This window comes from Streptomyces antibioticus (assembly GCF_002019855.1).
Taxonomy (GTDB): domain Bacteria; phylum Actinomycetota; class Actinomycetes; order Streptomycetales; family Streptomycetaceae; genus Streptomyces; species Streptomyces antibioticus_B.
The window spans coordinates 8,046,634-8,063,109 of record NZ_CM007717.1 but is presented as its reverse complement, the minus strand read 5'-3'; the positions used below and the strand labels follow the sequence as shown (position 1 = coordinate 8,063,109).

Below are 16,476 nucleotides of genomic sequence, written 5' to 3'. Positions count from 1 at the left end.
GCCTCAGGCGTCCGCGCGGCGGAACGCGGCCGCGACGTCCAGCGCGACCCGCGCCGCCCGCCGGGCCGCATCGGTCTGCTTGGCCTTCTTGTCGACGCCCATCTCCTCGTCGCCGAGGTCGCTGACGCACTTGAGCATCGCCCCGCCCACGAAGTCCTTCGCCTTGAACGCCTCCCAGATCGCGTGCAGCACGCCGTGCGCCTCGGTCTCCACTCCCCCGATGTCCAGGGACAGGCCGAGCAGCTCGGTGCGCAGCTCGGCATCGCGCCAGGCGATGACCTTCTCGCCGCTCGCGAAGTCCTTGATCAGCAGTTCGTGGCTGTCCAGCGACGCGTCGAGCCGGCCGCGGGCGTCGAGCCTGCCGACGAGCCGCAGCACCTGCTCGTCGGCCCGGTACACCGGCGGCCGCAGACCGGCGCCCTCGGGCCGCACCCGCTCCGGGCCGTAGTCGAACACCTGGCGTGCGAAGAGCACGTCACCGAGGGACACGCCGTGTTCGGCGAAGCCGCCGCAGACCCCGATCAGGAACACCAGGTCCGGCCGGAACGCGGACAGCAGGTCGCGGGTCACCGCCGCGGCGGACTGGCCGCCCTGGTCGGTGGCCTGGGTGGTGACCACCCGGACCGGGGTGCGGCCGGCGGAGTCCAGCTCGAAGACGTCGTAGTACCGGCCGTCGCGCTGCACCTCGGTGATCTCGACGCCCCGCTCGTCGAGCGTGTGGAAGAGCGCCTTGGTCTCCACGGGCACGGCGGTGAGCAGGGCGACGTGATACTCGTCGCCGGCGTCGGGCGCGGCTGCCGCGGCACTGGTGTGGGGTGCGGTCACTTCGAACCTCGACGTGCGTTGTGCGCGGAACCCGGCGAGGACCGCCTCGGGATTGCTGGTGAACGACTCGACCTCGGCCTCCACGCGTCTGCGCTCGGCGAGGGACTCCCGTTCGGCGAGCAGGGCGGGCTCCACGAACGGGTTCTCCGGCGGGGTGGCGTCGATGAGCGCCGTGAGCCGGCGGAAGATCTGCTCCGCGACGGGCAGCGGCAGCAGTCGTAACTGGGTGAGCGGCGGGATGACCGTGGCCCGGAAGGTGTTCTTCTGCACCAGCATGTGGACGACGCTGGGCAGCAGTGCGTCGGTGTAGGCGGGATCGTCGGCCGCCGCCCGTACGACGGCGGTCGCCGCGACGCCGAGGACGCCGGCGTCGCTGTCGCGGGGCCGCTTGTCCGCCCGCGGGTGTTCGGGCGCGATGATGAACTTGATCAGGTCGGCGTCCGCCTGGCCGGCCCGTGCGAGTCCTTCGAGGGCCGTGGTGCGGTTCAGCGGGTCCGTGTCGTCGCGGATCACGCCGACCAGCCAGTCCTTGGTCGTCGGTGTGATCTCCCGGCGGCCCACGAGGTCGACGATGGCCCCGCGCAGGGCGCGTCCGTGCCGGTTGTTGCGGGCGGTGTACTTGAGGCGGTCGGCGACGACCGTGATCCACTCCTCGTCGCCGGTGTCGAGGTGGGTGAGGGAGCCCACGGCGGCGCGCCGGGTGCGGTACGTCTCCTCGGGGTCGCGGATCGTGGTGCGCAGGACGTCGGCCGCCGCGGTGTCGCCGAGGTGCCCGAGGGCGTTGGCGGCGGAGCCGCGCACCCAGTCGTCGGCGTCGCCGACGAGTGCGGCGGTGAGCGGGCCGAGGGCGCCGGGGTCGTTGATCCGGCCGAGGGCGTTGGCGGCCGAGCCCCGGACGTTGGCCTCGCCGTCACCGGCCAGGGCGGTGGTGAGGGCGGCGACGGCCTCGGGGTCGCCGATCCGGCCGAGGGCGTTGGCCGCCGCGCCGCGCACGATGGCCTCGCCGTCGTCGGCCAGGGAGATGCTGAGGGCGGGCACGGCCTGCGCGTCGCCGATCCGGCCGAGCGCGTTGGCGGCCGCCCCGCGCACGATCGCCTCGTCGTCACCGGCCAGGGTGGTGCTGAGGGCGGGCACCGCCTCCAGGTCGCCGATCCGGCCGAGGGCGTTGGCCGCGGAGCCCCGGACGCCGGAGTCGCCGTCGGCGAGGGCGGTCGTGAGCGCCGGTACGGCTCGTGGATCGCCGATGCTGCCGAAGGCGTTGGCGGCCGACCCCCGGACGATGGGCTCCCGGTCGTGGGCGAGCGTGCCGGTGAGGGCGGGGATCGCCTGCGGGTCGCCGATCCGGCCGAGCGAGTTCGCGGCCGAACCCCGCACGCTCGCGTCGGTGTCGGTGAGTGCGGCGGTGAGCGCGGCCACGGCCTGCGGATCGCCGATGCTGCCGAGGGCGTTGGCCGCCGAACCGCGGACGTTGGACTCGGTGTCCTGGGCGAGGGCGGTGGTGAGGGTGACGACGGCCTGCGGATCGCCGATGCTGCCGAGGGCGTACGCGGCCGACCCCCGCACGCTGGACTCGGCGTGGACGCCGAGGACGGCGGTGAGCGCGGGCACCGCCTCCGGATCGCCGATCCGGCCGAGCGCGTTGGCGGCCGAACCCTGGACCCCGGCGTCGGGGTCGTCGGCGAGCGCGGCCGTGAGGGCGGGCACGGCCTGTGGATCGCCGATGTGGCCCAGGGCGTTGGCGGCCGAACCCCGCACGCTGGCCTCGGAGTCGGAGCCGAGCACGGTCATGAGCCTGGGCACCGCCTGCGGATCGCCGATCCGGCCGAGCGCGCTGGCGGCCGAACCGCGCACGCTGGGCTCGGCGTCGTCGGCGAGCACGACGGTGAGCGCGGGCACCACCTGGGCGCCGCCGATCCGGCCGAGGGCACTGGCGGCCGAGCCGCGCACGCTGGTCTCGTCCTCGGTCTCCAGGGTCCGCAGCAGGGCGGGGACGGCCCGGGGCGAGCCGATGCGTCCGAGGGCGGTGGCGGAGGCGCCGCGCACGGCGGTGTCGGAGTCGGCGTACATCGCCGTGAGCAGGACGTCGACGTCCTGCTCGCCGCCCTTGCTGCTCAGCCAGTTGGCGCTGCGGCGGCGGGCCGCCGGGTCCTTGGACTCCAGCAGCCATCCCCGGCGCTTCGCCGCCTCGGCCTCGTCGCGGTCGGGTCCCCGCGGTGCCGGTTCCTTCTTGTTCCGCTGGTGGGTGCGGCGCAGTCGCTGGAGCGCCTGGGCGTCCAGGGAGCCGCTCCACAGGGCGGCCAGGATGTGGTCCGCGAACTCCGGGTCCTTGGTGTTGAGCGCCCGGAGCAGTCCGCGCTGGAGGCCGTCGCGCAGCACGGTCGACGGCAGGGCGGCCAGGGCTCCGGCCAGCCGGTCGCGGGTCTGGCGGCCCTGGTTGAAGCACTGGCCGAGCTGCTGCCACAGCACGCCGCGCACTTCGTCGCCGAGGACACCGCGGTTGGCGAGGAGGACGTCCACGAGGAGTTCGGGCGGCAGCGGTTTGGCGTCGGGGGCGAGGAGGCCGAGCGCGGCACTGTCGGGGTCGGACTGGAGGCCGACCCAGTCGCCGAGGCACTGGTCCAGGTAGGCGGGGTCGAGCACGACGGGCGGCGGGCTGGTGCTGCGCCAGGCGAGGGCGAGTCCGAAGTCGACGAACGCCGGGTGGATCAGGCTGTACTGGTCGTCGGCCGTGTCGCCGACCGGCTCCACCATCTGGGTGTCCAGGAACGCCTTCACGGTGTGGACGATCTCGTCCCGGTCCTCGAAGACCCGGCCGAGCAGCGCCTCGACGTCCCGGGCGAGGAAGTCGGCGTTTCCCTTGCGGGTGGTGATCGCGGCGAGCGCGGCCGCGCACAGGGCGGCCTCCATGCCGAGGCCGCGTTTCGCCGCGTCCTGCTCGGCCCTGCCGAGTCTGCCCTCGCTGTCGGGCCGGGCCACGGTCTGCCGCAGCAGGTCGGCGCGGCTGCGCGGGATCGCGCGGTCCTTGACGGAGCGGGTGCCGAGCAGCCAGTCGGTCAGCAGCGACAGCATGAAGGGGTTGGAGGCGACGCCCAGCATGTCGCCGGACCTGATCTCGGCGAGCGCGTCGGTCGCCGACTCGTCGCGCATCCCGAGGTAGGTCTCGATGTCCTGTTCGCCGAGGGGCTCGATGGACACGGTCTCGACATCGCGCAGGATGGTCCGGTCCAGGTCGTCGACCTTGCTGCGGGATGTCACCAGTACGGTGAAGTCATGGGATCCGGCGACCAGTTGCCAGATGAACCTGCCCTCGGCGGAGCCGCCGAACTCCCGCTCCAGTTCGTTCAGCGCGTCCACCAGGAAGACCACGCGGTTCTTCTTGACGTGCGCCTTCCACAGCTTCTCGTCCACGCCCGCCGGACGTAACTGGCGGGCGAGTTCCTTGACCGTCAGCCCCTGCACGTCCAACTGGCGGATGGTGCGGTTGTCGACGACGACGCAGGGTGTCTCACGGTCGAGGAGCGCGATGGCGTACTGGAGGACGGCGGTGCTCTTGCCGCTGCCCGCGCCCCCGGTCACCAGCCAGGTCTTCGGCCTGGGTGCGTACTTGGCCCGGTGGGAGGGCAGCAGGTCGAGCAGCGCGTCGAACCGGAGCCGTTCCCCGGAGTCGTCCGCGGCGGCGCGGACCCGGAAGGTGGGAGGGAGGTAGTGCGCGACGGTCCTGCTCACCAGCCGGGCGCGCAACGCACTGTACGGCGAATCGGCCATCCGTCCCCCGTGACGCTCTACGCCTCTCCATCAATGTCAACGAACGTACCACGCGCGGGGGTTCGTGATGTCTGCTTCGTCACCTCCGACGATCAAGGTCCGCCGGTCACCTGCGCCAGAAGAGATGGTGTGTGACGCCGCTCGGGCTGGGCACGGCCTCCAGGTGGTAGCGGTCCAGCAGTTCGTCGGGCGAGTCCCACAGGCGCAGCCCGGATCCGAGTTTCACCGGTGCGACGACCACGTGGAGGGTGTCGACCAGGCCGGCGTCGAGGAACTCCCGGATCGTGGTCACGCCGCCGCCGAGCCGGACGTCCTTGCCCTGCGCGGCCTCCCGCGCGCGGGCGAGAACGGCGGCGGGGTCGTCGTCCACGAAATGGAACGTGGTGTCGGAGAGCGTGAACGAGGGCCGTTCGTGGTGGGTCATGACGAACACCGGTGTGTGGAAGGGCGGTTCCTCACCCCACCAGCCGCGCCACTCGTGGTTCTCCCAGGGGCCGCGCTGGGGTCCGAACTTGTTGCGGCCCATGATCTCGGCGCCGATGCCGTGACGGAAGTCCCGGGCGAAGTAGTCGTCCAGGCCCCGGCTTCCGCCGGGCGCGGTCCGGATGGGCCAGCTCGCCGTGGCACCGGCCCACGCGAAGAGCTTTCCCGGGTCGATACCGCTCCCGAAGGGCGCCTCCAGGCTCTGGTCCTCTCCGGCGGCGATCCCGTCGCTGGAGATCGTGAAGTTCTGCACGCGCAGTAGCTGGTCCATCGGTTCGCTTCCCTCGTCAGGTCCGCCCCGCCTCGCAGGGCGCCGGGTCCTACGTCAGGATGTCGAACAGGACGTGGCCGGATCGACAGCGACGCGAGGATTCGCCGCCGCTGGGTGCAGGAGACGTGCATGAGTGACCTCAAGTTCGAGCAGAAGCGCTCGCTGTCCCGCCGTGAGGCCGCCGACCTGCTCACGGCGCTCGCCGGCGTGCTGCGCGAGGGCGGCCGGGCCGAGCTGGACCTCGGCTCCGGGGTGCTCGGGCTGCGGGTCCCCGACCGTCTGCACGGTGAGATCGAGGTCGAGGTCGAGGACGGGAAGATCGAACTGGAGATCGAGTTCACCTGGCCGATCACACCGAACGAGACAGCGGCCGGCCCGGAGCCGGCCACCGCCCCCGCGCGCAAGAGCACGCCCGCCAAGCCGGGCAGGGGCAGGAGCACCAAGCGGGCGGCGGCGAAGGCCGCCTGATCACGGCCGCGGTGCGCGGGGAGCGGACGGTTTCGCCCCGAGCGCGCCGCTCCCCGCGCACGTTCACGGCGCCGTCGGGGGCGGGATCTCCAGGAGCCCCTTGTCGGCGGAGCCGGCCGGGGTGTCCGCGCCGACCGGAGTGGCGGTCATGGGGCGGGCGGCGGCGCAGCGCTGCTTCTCGGCCTCGGACATCGGTCCGGTGCGTTGCAGGAGGCGGTCGGGGACCGCGCGGGACGGGCCGTCGACCACGGCGTGCAGCCGGTAGTCGTCCTTGGCGCTGACGAACCAGCCCTCGACGCGCTCCCTGCTGGGCTGGATCTCCACCCAGCCGACCTCACCGGGCTGGATCCGCTCCACGATCTCCCGCTGGTCGCTGCTGAACCACTGCCAGGGCCGCTGCCAGGTCCGCTCGTAGGCGGCGGCGAACTGGGCCGCCATCGGGCGTTCCTTGACGCGTTTGACGTCCTCGGCCCGGTCGCCGGAGGTGGGCAGCCGGGCGACCTCTTCGAGCGGGAGGTTCGCGGCGGCGTAGGTCTGCGCGATGCTGTCGTGGCCGCGTTCGGCGTAGCGCAGGACGCGGGTGTGCTCCAGGGGGTTGCGGGTGCAGTTGACGAACGCCTCGCCGATCACGCGCGCCCGCCCGTAGTAGCGGAAGGAGGTGCGCCGGTCGGGGCGGAAGGTGCAGGCGTTCTCGCCGTTGCAGGCGGCGGCCGCGTTGTGGAGGGTCTTCTCGCGTTCGTTGCCCTTGTACGCCTCGGCCGTGCCGAGCGCGGTCCGGTCGACGCTCTGGTTCACGGCCGGCGGCACCTCCACCGCACGGATCCGGGTGATCATCGGGGTGCAGGTGACATGGGTGCGCGCGGCGGTGACCTTCGAGGTGAAGGTGAGGAGGGGTTCGTTCTCGGCGGCGGTGAACTCGTATCCGCGACCCGTCCACCGGCCGGTGCCCGGGGTGCCCTTGACCCGGCCGGGGTCGGGGGCGGTCGTCACCGCCCGGACGGGTCCTCCGCTCGCTTCGACGGTGTACGGCTGCCCGTTCTCGACGTCGGCGGCGACGCATTCCTTGGAGACGGCGGGGCTGTCCTCGTAGGAGACGGTGACCCTGGCTCCGGCGCGCACCCCGCGCAGCCGCTGCTGGAGGGTGTTGCCGTCCTTCTGGAGGGCCACGCCGTGGGCGCCGTCGGTACGGCCCGAGGCGGCGGCGGAGTAGCGCTGGTTGGCGCCGGTCCAGTGGTCGAGGCCGACGGTGGTGGGGCCGTCGCCCCTGATCGCCGGGGAGGCGAAGTCGCCGTTGAGGACCTCCACGGGCTGTTCGCCGACGGCGGCACCGGCGGCGAGGGGCGGGAGCAGCAGGGCGGTGGCGGTGAGCGCGGTCAGGGTGGTGAGGGTGGTGGCCAGGGGTGGGCGGGGTCGGTGCCGCATGGGGGTTCTCCTCGGGAAGGGGGCTCAGGAGGCGGCCGGGCTCAGCACGACCTCGCGCTGCGGCGCCGCGTCGGGCGGTACGGCGGTGCGGGCGGGGATCTCCCGGGGAGTGCCGTTGCGCAGCCCGCCGGGGCCGCCGCCGGTGTTGTCGTCGTCGCGCGCGGTCGCGTCGGGGGGCCGCGTACCGCTGCACACCCCGGCGGGGGCGGCGTAGGTCTGGGCGACGAAGTGGCTGTCGTTGACCATGGAGGGGCTGTCCACCGCCACGTTGAGGACGCTGCCGCCGCCGTCGGTCACCAGTTGTCCGACGACCCGGCGCATGGCGACGGTCGCGCCGAACACGAGCATGTCGTGGGCCCTGACGGTGGTCTTGTAGGTCGTGCTCTCGGTGCTCTCGACGGTCCAGGTCTTGGCGTACGCGGCCTTGAAGGCGGCCTGGAAGGCGAGGCTCGCGCTGGTCTGCCCGGTCAGCCTGGCCCCGGCGCCGACGCTGGTCTTGGTGCCGGACTCGGAGGTGGGGCCCTTGCTGAGGTCGGGTGTCTTGTGGGAGCTGGTGATGTCGTTGGCGAGCGTGGTGGTGACCTCGCCCGAGGCGCCGATGGAGCCCTCGGCGGTCACGGAGCCGGAGATCTCGCCGCTGATGTTGTCGGTGGTGCCGGCGTGCAGGGTCACCGTGCGTTCGATGGTGATGGGGTCCTGGGTGCAGTTGACGACGGCGTTGCCCAACGACCGCACGGTGGTGGCGAATTCGATGCCGAGCGCGCGGTCGATCAGGAACCGGCAGCCCGACCGGTTCTTCTCGCAGTGCTCCAGGACGTCGGCGATCTTCGCGGGGCGGCCGTCGGCGGTGACGGCGCGGGGTTCGGGCAGGGGGCCGGGGCTGTTCGTGGTGGGGGCGGGGCTCGGCGCGGCGAGGGCGGGGAGGGGTGCGGCGAGGGACACGGCGAGGGCGAGGGCCGGGGCGGCGAGCAGGACGCGGCGCGCGGGCATGGGGATCCCTTCTTGCGGGGTGGACGGAAAGCGGCGAGGGAGGTGGCCGGTCAGCCGCCCAGCAGGGCGCACAGTCGGGAGACGGGGAACGGGCTCCGCCCGGGGTCCGCGGAGCCGGCCGGGAGCGAGCCGGGGAAGCCGGCGCAGGTGCCGGTGACGGCGGCGGACGCCTCGCCGGCCGGTCCGGGCTCGAAGCCCTTGACGGTGGCGGTCATGTCGGTGATGCCCTGCTTCTCGCCCATGCCAGGCCCGGCGAGCTGGTCCATGCAGGCGCTGTTGCCGGGCCGGCACTCCTCCAGTTGTCTGCCGACGTCCTTGATCGTCTGGTCGGCCTTCTTGGCGTCCTCCTCGGTCTTCTGCTGCTGTTCCTCGACCTTCTGCGCCTGCTCGGCGTTCTCCTGCTCGTCCTTGCACGCCTGGTCGTCGGGGGCGCACTCCTCGGCGGGGGCCAGGGACGAGGGGGGCCGGGCGTGCGCGGGCGGGGCGAGGAGGACCGGGGCGGCGAGGGACAGCGCGGAGGCGAGGACGGCGGTGCACAGGACGCGGCGTGCGGACGCGCGTGGGATCACGTGAACTCCCTGCGGAATCGGGCGAGTCGACGGCCGGAGCGGCTCGGAGAGGCTCGGTGGGAGGCCGTCGCCGCGAACAGCAAAGATGATCAGAAGCTAGTCCGACCCTCCCCGGTCGCCCGGAAGAACACACGTGCTCCGGGGTGACGTGAGCAGTGTTCACCGCATCGGCCCCATGCCGTTCGGACAGACCTCGGGCATATGTCGGACCCTCTTTCAGGTCATCGAAGGGGACCTCGTGCAGAGGTGCCGTCCCGCCCGTGCGGATGAACCCGATCGCCCGGCACCCCGCCCGGTACCGGCCCGCCGACCCCACCGGCCGCGTCCGACCGGCGGGCGGCGCACCGACGGGCCACCGCGCGCGGGGACACCTCCGAACGGGGGCGCCGAAGGCGTCTGGGCCCTTCGGGTGTTTCGCCCGCTCCGGGGTCGCGCCGGTGATCGTTTGCGGACACGCTGCTCAGGGGCCCGGCGACCTCCCCGGCCGTCCGGCCCCACCCCACAGCCTTTCCCCCCGCCTTTCCCGCACCGCTTTTCGCCACCGCCTCCCCCTCAGCCCGCACGCGGTCCGACGCGAAGGAGAGCACAGCCATGTCCCCACGCCCTCGTCCCCGTCCCTCCCAGGACGTGACCGGCACCCGGCGGGCGGTGACCCGGCACCGCCGCACCCTCGCCACCCTCGCCGTCGTCGCCACGGCCGCCGTGGTGCTCACCCCCGTCGCGGCCGCGTCTCCCACCGCGGCCAACGAGGGGAACCCGACCGTCCTGAGCTGGGGCGCGGGCCGCACCGGTCAGCTCGGCAACGGCACCCTCGCCGACAGCCTGTCCCCCTCCTCCGTCACCAGCCTCTTCCGCGGCGACGTCGACCAGGTCTCGGCCGGCGGCACCTCGTCGGCCGACTCCTTCGCCCTCGCCCGCACCGACAAGACCGTGAAGTCGTGGGGCCACAACTCCTCGGGCCAGCTCGGCAACGGCGGCAACGCCAACCAGACCGTGCCGACCACCGTGCCCCGGCTGACCAATATCAAGGACATCGCCGCGGGCGGCCGGCACGCCCTCGCGCTCGACACCTCGGGCCAGGTCTACTCCTGGGGCGACAACGCGTACGGCCAGCTCGGCAACAACCGCACCGGGGACAGCCGTACGGTCCCCGACCGGGTGCAGGGCATGCCCAAGGTCAAGCAGATCTCGGCGGGCTGCGACTTCAGTCTCGCGCTGCTGGAGAACGGCAGGGTCTACGCCTGGGGCCGCGGCATCCACGGCCAGCTCGGCAACGGCAGCCGCGCCACCAGCTCCGTGCCGCGCCTGGTGAGCGGCCTGGAGGACGTGGTCGAGATCGACGCCGGCTGCCATCACGCGCTCGCGCTCACCGCCGACGACACCGTCAAGTCCTGGGGCTACAACCTGTACGGCCAGCTCGGCAACTCCTCCACCAAGTCCGCCACGGTCCCCGTCGACGTCGACTGGCTGGAGGGCGTCTCCGACATCGAGGCCGGCGCCCACCACAACTACGCCATGACCAGCGACAGTCATGTGTGGGGCTGGGGCAACAACCAGTACGGCCAACTCCTGGAAGGCGACGAGGCGTTCGGCGACAACGTCTCGCGCACCAACCGCACCGCGCCCGTCGAGATTCCGCGTCTGGAGGGCGTCCAGCACCTCGCCGCCGGGGCCCGGCACGGGGTCGCGGTGACCGCCGACGACGTCTTCACCTGGGGCCACAACGGCGAGGGCCAGCTCGGCAACGGCACCACCGTCTCCCGCTACGACTCGGTGCGGATCCTGACCGAGGGCTCGGCGATCAAGGACGTGGCGGTGTCGCTCGGCGGCAACACGACGTACGCGTACTGAGCGGCCGCGTGACGCTCATGTCGCCGTACCCGTACCGACGCACCGCCCGCGCCCTCCTTCCTCCGAAAGGCACGCCGATGACTCCACCCCTGCGCCGCACTCTCCTCACCGCCGTCGCCCTGACCACCGTCCTGGCCGCCCCGTGCCTGACCGCTCCGGCCGCCGCGGGCACCGACCCGTGGGTCCGTGCCTGGGGCGAGAACGCCCAGGGCCAGCTCGGCAACGGCGGGCTGGCCGCCCAGCAGACCGCGACCGCCGTGACCGGCATCGCCCGTGACGACGTACGCGAGTTGTCCGCCGGAGGCGGCGGCGCCGGCGCGGCCGCCAACCCCTTCGCCGTCGCCCTCCTCAAGGACGGCACCGTCAAGAGCTGGGGCTCCAACGCCACCGGGCAGCTCGGCAACGGCACCCTCGTCAGCCAGCCCGTCCCGGTGACCGTCGCCGGGCTGTGGGGTGTCAGCGAGGTCTCCGCCGGCGCCAACCACGCGCTCGCCGTCAGGGCCGGGCGGGTGCTGGCCTGGGGCAGCAACGCCAGGAAGCAGCTCGGCACGGGTCTGGACACCACCAACCCGTACCGGGCGCCGGTCCCCGTGCAGAGCCTGGACGAGGTCAGGGATGTCGGCGCGGGCTGCGACTTCAGTGTGGCCCTGCGGCAGGACGGCACCGTGTGGACCTGGGGTTCGGGCGCCAACGGCCGTCTGGGCACCGGGGCCAACACCGACCGGGACACCCCGCAGAAGGTGCCCGACCTCACCGACGTCGAGTCCGTCTCGGTCGGCTGCGACCATGTCCTCGCCCTCACCGCCGACGGCACGGTCAAGGCGTGGGGCCGCAACACCGAGGGCCAGCTCGGCAACGACAGCACCGCCGACAGCAACAAGCCGGTCGACGTAGCCTACTTGGACGCGGTGGCCGAGGTGTTCGCCACCTCGGCCTCGGGCTTCGCGGTCCTCGACGACGGCAGCCTGGCCGGCTGGGGCAAGAACAGCGACGGCCAGCTCGGCGACGGCACGAAGTCCCACCGCACCACGCCGGTCGTCCTGGACCAGCTCCGTGGCGTCCAACAGGTCGCGGGCGGAGCCGACTTCACCATCGCGGCGCTGGACGACGGTTCGGTGATCGGCTGGGGCGCCAACGCGGCCGCCCAGCTCGGTGACGGCACCACCACCTCGCCCGCGTCCACGACCGTCGCCCTGCCGCCCGGCAGCGGGATCACCCATGTGACGACGACGATCACCGGCAAGTCGGGGTACGCGTACTGACCGTCCCCGGATGGCCCTCACGGTTCGGTGGCGAGCGCTCTGCGTCGGTCGGTCACGTAGCTCGCCACCGTTTTTCGGTCACGTTCCGTCAGGAGCCGTTTCTCCACGGCCTGTTGGGTGTCCTGTACGGCCTCCGCGAGTCCCGTCGACGCCTGGCAGTCGGCGTCGGCGCGTGCGGTGCGGATCTCGTCGCGGCCGAGGGCGCGCACGGCGTCCTGGTCCGGCCCGGTGCCGCCCTCCGCGACGGTCGTCCGCAGACGGGAGTCGACGGCCTGGCGCGGGGCCTGGAGGTCCTTCGCCGGATGCCCCGCCTTCGACATGCACGCCGACCAGCGCCGTACGGCGGCACGGTGGTCCGGGTCCGCCTCGACGGCGGCGATCACCCGGTTCGCGAGCCCCACGGTGACGGGCTCGACCGTGTTCCAGTCCGCCCCGTAGACCTCGGTGCGGGCGCGGGCGACACAGCCGTCGGTGGAGTACTCCAGGCTGACACCGTCGGGCAGCCGCAGGGTCACCCGGTGCGCGGGCGTGCCGGTGAGGGCCTGCTGCCAGACCGTCTCGCGGGGTTCGTCGGCTGGCGCGGGGGCGGTGAGCCGGTAGAGGTACTCGCCGACGATCCCGTACCCGTCCTGGGCCGCCCTGCGCGGGGTGAGCAGCCCGTAGGGGTTGGTCTCCTCGCTGCGCGCGGACGCGGTGCGGGGCTGGGCCGTGTACCGCTGCCCGCGGTCGCGCATACAGGCGGCGACGGCGCGTTCCTCACGGTCGTGCAGGCGTACGGCGTCGGCGTGGCTGATCGCGGTGGCCCCCTTCAGGGGACGGACGTCGGGGGCCGTGGACCCGCGGCCGGGCTGCTCACCCCCGTAGGAGCAGCCGGCCGCGGTCAACGCCACGGACACCGTGAGGAGTGTCCGCCACGCCGTCGGGGGGACGATCACACGCACCAGTCGTTCGAGGCGACGTTGTGCCAGTACACGGTGTTCGCCAGGGAGCCGTTGTAGTAGCCCCGGGAGAGCACGTAGCTGGAGCCGGTGTAGCCCGTGCCCGAGTAGATACGGACGTTGCAGCTCGTGCCGTTGTTGTAGAGCGACTCGGCGTTGTTGAACTTGTTGTACTGAAGGAGGTTGGTGTTGTCGCCGTAGACCACGCCGGGGGTGCCCGAGCCGTTGACTCCGAGGTAGGCGCACAGCCCGCCGGAGGGACAGTCGGACAGCGCCGCGTTCGCGGGGGCCGCAGTGACGACCGCGCCGGTGACGGCGAGCGCCACGGTTCCCAGGGCGATGCCGGCCTTGGCCAGGATCCGCTTCATTCTGTGTGTTCCTCCATCGCTCACGCCGCCCATGGAACGGAAGGCGTCCATCGGTGCGGCGGGGTGCCGTGAACACGATGGAGGAGGGAGGTGGCCGGGGAGCTTGCGTAAAACTTGCCTCGCAGGTGGCGCGGTGGTTGGGTGACGCCCGGCGGGGGACGGGACGGCGCGTGCGGGGCGGGGCGGGGCAGGGGGACGGTGTGACGGGATTTCGGCTGCTGGGGCCCGTGGAGTTATGGGTGGCGGGCCGCCCGGTGGATCTGGGGCCCGCGAAGCGGCGTACGGTGCTGGCGGCGCTGCTGGCCGACGCGGGCGGCTGGGTGGCGGCCGAGACGCTGATCGACCGGGTGTGGGGCGAGGACCCGCCCGCGCAGGTGCGGTCGACGCTCTACGCCCATGTCGCCCGGATCCGCCGGGTCCTCGTGGACAGCGCCCCGCATCTGCGCGGCGCCGACGACGACACGGCGGCCGCGGCCTCGTTGGTGCGCGGGCCGGGCGGCTACCGCCTCGACGTCTCGCGGGACTTGGTCGACGTCCACCGCTTCCGGGGTCTGGTGGGCCGGGCCCGCGGCGCGGGCGGCTCCGACGCGGGGCGGGTGGCGACGCTGCGGGAGGCGATGGGCCTGTGGCGGGGCGAGCCGCTGGCCGGGCTGCCCGGTGCGTGGGCGGCGCGCACCCGGGAGACCTGGCTGCACCAGCGGATCGACGCCGTTCTGGCCTGGGCGGACGCCGAACTCCGGCTCGGCGGGCAGGTGGTGGTCGTCGACACGCTGTCCGTCCTGGTGGCCGAACACCCGCTGGTCGAGCCGCTGGCCGTCGCGCTGATGCGGGCCCTGCACGCCGCGGGGCGCGCCCCGGAGGCGCTGGCCTGCTACACGGCCCTGCGCAAACGGCTGGCCGACGAACTCGGCACCACGCCGGGGGCGGAGGCGCGGCGGGAGCACCGGGCGGTCCTGAGCGGCGGTGCGGGCACGGCACCACCGCCGAGCAGGCCCAGTTCACGAGTTGGCGTGATTCCCGCTCAACTCCCCATGGAGGCGACCGGGTTCACCGGCCGTGAGGAGGAACTGACGCACCTGGACAAGGTGGTGGCCGCGGACCGGGCGACGGCCGTGGTGATCTCGGCGGTGTCGGGGACGGCGGGTGTGGGCAAGACGGCGCTGGCGGTGCGGTGGGCGCATCGGGCCCGGGACCGTTTCCCGGACGGCCAGTTGTATGTGAACCTGCGCGGATACGACCCCGACCGGCCCATGACGGCCGCCGAGGCGCTGGTGCGGTTCCTGACCGCGCTCGGGGTGGCCGGGCAGGACGTCCCGCTGGAGGAGGACGACCGTGCGGCGCGCTACCGCACCGAGGTCGCGGGCCGGCGGATGCTGATCGTCCTGGACAACGCCGCCACGGTGGAGCAGGTGCGGCCGCTGCTGCCCGGCACCGGTTCCTGTGCGGTGCTGGTGACCAGCCGGGACAGTCTGGCCGGGCTGGTCGCGCGGGAGGGCGCCCACCGTCTGGACCTCGACCTGCTGCCCGTCGACGCCGCGCGTACCCTGCTGCGGCGGCTCGTCGGCCCGCGCGCGGAGGCCGAGCCCGACGCCGTGGACGCCCTCGCCGCGCAGTGCGCGCGGCTGCCGCTCGCGCTGCGGGTGGCGGCGGAGCTGGCCGTGGCCCGCCCCGGCACTCCGCTGGCCGACCTGGTCGACGAACTCGCCGACCAACAGCGCAGGTTGGACCTGCTGGGCGCGGACGGTGACCCTCGGACGGCCGTCGCCGCGGTGTTCTCGTGGTCGCTGCGGCAGTTGCCGGCCGACGCGGCGCACGCGTTCCGGCTGCTCGGCCTGCATCCGGGCCCCGACGTCGACGCGTACGCGGCGGCCGCGCTGACGGACACCGGTCCGGCGGACGCCCGCCGTACCCTCGACGTCCTCGCCCGCGCCCATCTGATCCAGCGGACGGACACGGCCCGCTACGGCATGCACGACCTGCTGCGCGCCTACGCCACCCGGCTCGCCACCGCCGAGGAGACGCCGGGGGCCCGCGAGACGGCGCTCGACCGGCTCTTCGACCACTGTCTGGCCACCGCGGCCGCCGCCATGGACTGCCTCCACCCGGCCGAGGCCCACTTACGGCCGGCCGCCCCCGAGACCGTCACTCCGGTGCCCGACCTGTCCGATCCCGATGCCGCGCGGGCCTGGCTGGACACCGAGCGGCCGGGCCTGACGGCGATGTCGGCCCATACGGCGACCCGCGGCCGCCCCACCCACGCGATCCGTCTCTCCTCGACCCTGTACCGCCATCTCGTCAGCGGCCAGCACACCGACGGCCTCACGATCCACGGGCACGCCCGGGACGCCGCCCGCGAGATCGGCGACCCGGTGGGCGAGGCCCGGGCGCTGATCGGACTCGGCATCGCCTACTGGCAGTTGGCCCGCCACGAACCGGCGCGCCGGCATCTTCAGCAGGCGCTCACGCTGTTCCGGCAGGCCGACGACGTGACCGGCCAGGCCCGCGCGCTGGTCAACCTCGGCCTGGTCGACGAACGGCTGGGCCGGTTCCTGTCGGCCGTCGAGTACCTCGAACAGGCGCTGGTGCTGTACCGCCGTATGGACGACCGGTTGGGCGAGGCGACGGCCCTCAAGGACCTGGCCAGCGTCGAGAGCCAACTCGGCCGCTACGACCAGTCCGCCGACCACCTCCGCCAGTCGCTGTCCCTCCTCCGCAGGACGAGCAACCGCTACCTGGAGGCCCACGCACTGAGCGACCTCGGTGCGGTCGAAGTACGCCTGGATCAATTGGACTCGGCCGCGGGTCACCAGCAACAGGCCCTGACCCTCCTCCGCGAGGTCGGCGACCGCTACGGCGAGGCGGGCGCGCTGCACGGCCTCGGCCTCGTCCACACCCGGCGCGGCCGGCACCCGGACGCCACCGAATGCCACCGGCAGGCCCTCACCCTCTACCGCGAGAACGGCGACCGCGACGGCGAGGCCCGAGCCCTCAACGGCCTCGGCGAGGCCGCCCGCGCCGCCGGCCGCCCCACCGACGCCCTCACCCACCACACCGAGGCCCTCACCATCGCCGAGGACATCGGCAGCCCCGCCCAACAGGCCCGCGCCCACAGCGGCCTGGCCGCCGCCCACCACTCCCCCACCCTCACCGCCCACCACTACCACCGAGCCCTCACCCTCTACACCCAACTCGGCATGCCGGAGGCCGACACGATCAGAACGAACCTGGCGGACCTGACCGGCACGTCCTCCTTCTAGGGTCCGT

11 protein-coding genes are annotated in these 16,476 nt (G+C 73.4%); 4 read left to right on the top strand and 7 right to left on the bottom strand.

Annotated elements, in window-relative coordinates; all coding sequences use genetic code 11:
• Positions 1-3 precede the first annotated feature (3 nt).
• Positions 4-4,590, bottom strand: coding sequence for a HEAT repeat domain-containing protein (locus tag AFM16_RS36335; protein ID WP_078636524.1), 4,587 nt, complete (start codon positions 4,588-4,590; stop codon positions 4-6).
• Between the two features lie 106 nt (positions 4,591-4,696).
• Complete coding sequence (locus tag AFM16_RS36330; protein ID WP_030782295.1) at positions 4,697-5,344, bottom strand: dihydrofolate reductase family protein; 648 nt, start codon at positions 5,342-5,344, stop codon at positions 4,697-4,699.
• A gap of 129 nt (positions 5,345-5,473) precedes the next feature.
• Between AFM16_RS36330 and AFM16_RS36325 the strand changes: the two genes are divergently transcribed.
• Positions 5,474-5,812, top strand: a complete 339-nt coding sequence (locus tag AFM16_RS36325; protein ID WP_078636523.1) for an amphi-Trp domain-containing protein — start codon at positions 5,474-5,476, stop codon at positions 5,810-5,812.
• 63 nt (positions 5,813-5,875) lie between these two features.
• Here the strand turns inward: AFM16_RS36325 and AFM16_RS36320 are convergent, their stop codons facing one another.
• From AFM16_RS36320 to AFM16_RS36310, 3 genes are read right to left on the bottom strand one after another with little or no spacing between them, the layout of a single operon-like run.
• Positions 5,876-7,234 carry a hypothetical protein gene (locus AFM16_RS36320; RefSeq protein ID WP_030782298.1) on the bottom strand — a complete coding sequence of 453 codons (1,359 nt, stop codon included), beginning with the start codon at positions 7,232-7,234 and terminating at the stop codon, positions 5,876-5,878.
• Positions 7,235-7,258: 24 nt separating this feature from the next.
• Positions 7,259-8,224 carry a hypothetical protein gene (locus tag AFM16_RS36315; RefSeq protein WP_030782301.1) on the bottom strand — a complete coding sequence of 322 codons (966 nt, stop codon included), beginning with the start codon at positions 8,222-8,224 and terminating at the stop codon, positions 7,259-7,261.
• Positions 8,225-8,274: 50 nt separating this feature from the next.
• Complete coding sequence (locus AFM16_RS36310) at positions 8,275-8,793, bottom strand: hypothetical protein (protein WP_245177896.1); 519 nt, start codon at positions 8,791-8,793, stop codon at positions 8,275-8,277.
• Between the two features lie 591 nt (positions 8,794-9,384).
• On the opposite strand from AFM16_RS36310, the gene AFM16_RS36305 reads away from it, so the two are divergent.
• A complete protein-coding gene (locus AFM16_RS36305) occupies positions 9,385-10,644 on the top strand; it encodes an RCC1-like domain-containing protein (RefSeq protein WP_244368369.1) in 1,260 nt (419 codons plus the stop codon).
• A 77-nt stretch (positions 10,645-10,721) separates the two neighbouring features.
• Entirely contained in the window at positions 10,722-11,906 is a 1,185-nt protein-coding gene (locus AFM16_RS36300; protein WP_030782308.1) for an RCC1 domain-containing protein, read from the top strand.
• Positions 11,907-11,923: 17 nt separating this feature from the next.
• On the opposite strand, the gene AFM16_RS36295 is transcribed toward AFM16_RS36300, so the two are convergent.
• Positions 11,924-12,802, bottom strand: coding sequence for a hypothetical protein (locus AFM16_RS36295; protein ID WP_245177895.1), 879 nt, complete (start codon positions 12,800-12,802; stop codon positions 11,924-11,926).
• Positions 12,803-12,837: 35 nt separating this feature from the next.
• Positions 12,838-13,212, bottom strand: coding sequence for a peptidase inhibitor family I36 protein (locus AFM16_RS36290; protein WP_030782313.1), 375 nt, complete (start codon positions 13,210-13,212; stop codon positions 12,838-12,840).
• 239 nt (positions 13,213-13,451) lie between these two features.
• Here AFM16_RS36290 and AFM16_RS36285 point away from each other — a divergent pair, with 239 nt between their 5' ends.
• Positions 13,452-16,469, top strand: coding sequence for an AfsR/SARP family transcriptional regulator (locus AFM16_RS36285; protein ID WP_051780177.1), 3,018 nt, complete (start codon positions 13,452-13,454; stop codon positions 16,467-16,469).
• The last annotated feature ends 7 nt before the right edge of the window (positions 16,470-16,476 follow it).

Bases quoted from the DNA above. Each gene is read 5' to 3' on its own strand.
- AFM16_RS36325 (WP_078636523.1), top strand. From the start codon at position 5,474: ATGAGTGACCTCAAGTTCGAGCAGAAGCGCTCGCTGTCCCGCCGTGAG.
- AFM16_RS36330 (WP_030782295.1), bottom strand. From the start codon at position 5,344: ATGGACCAGCTACTGCGCGTGCAGAACTTCACGATCTCCAGCGACGGG.
- AFM16_RS36300 (WP_030782308.1), top strand. From the start codon at position 10,722: ATGACTCCACCCCTGCGCCGCACTCTCCTCACCGCCGTCGCCCTGACC.
- AFM16_RS36290 (WP_030782313.1), bottom strand. From the start codon at position 13,212: ATGAAGCGGATCCTGGCCAAGGCCGGCATCGCCCTGGGAACCGTGGCG.
- AFM16_RS36335 (WP_078636524.1), bottom strand. From the start codon at position 4,590: ATGGCCGATTCGCCGTACAGTGCGTTGCGCGCCCGGCTGGTGAGCAGG.
- AFM16_RS36320 (WP_030782298.1), bottom strand. From the start codon at position 7,234: ATGCGGCACCGACCCCGCCCACCCCTGGCCACCACCCTCACCACCCTG.
- AFM16_RS36305 (WP_244368369.1), top strand. From the start codon at position 9,385: ATGTCCCCACGCCCTCGTCCCCGTCCCTCCCAGGACGTGACCGGCACC.
- AFM16_RS36315 (WP_030782301.1), bottom strand. From the start codon at position 8,224: ATGCCCGCGCGCCGCGTCCTGCTCGCCGCCCCGGCCCTCGCCCTCGCC.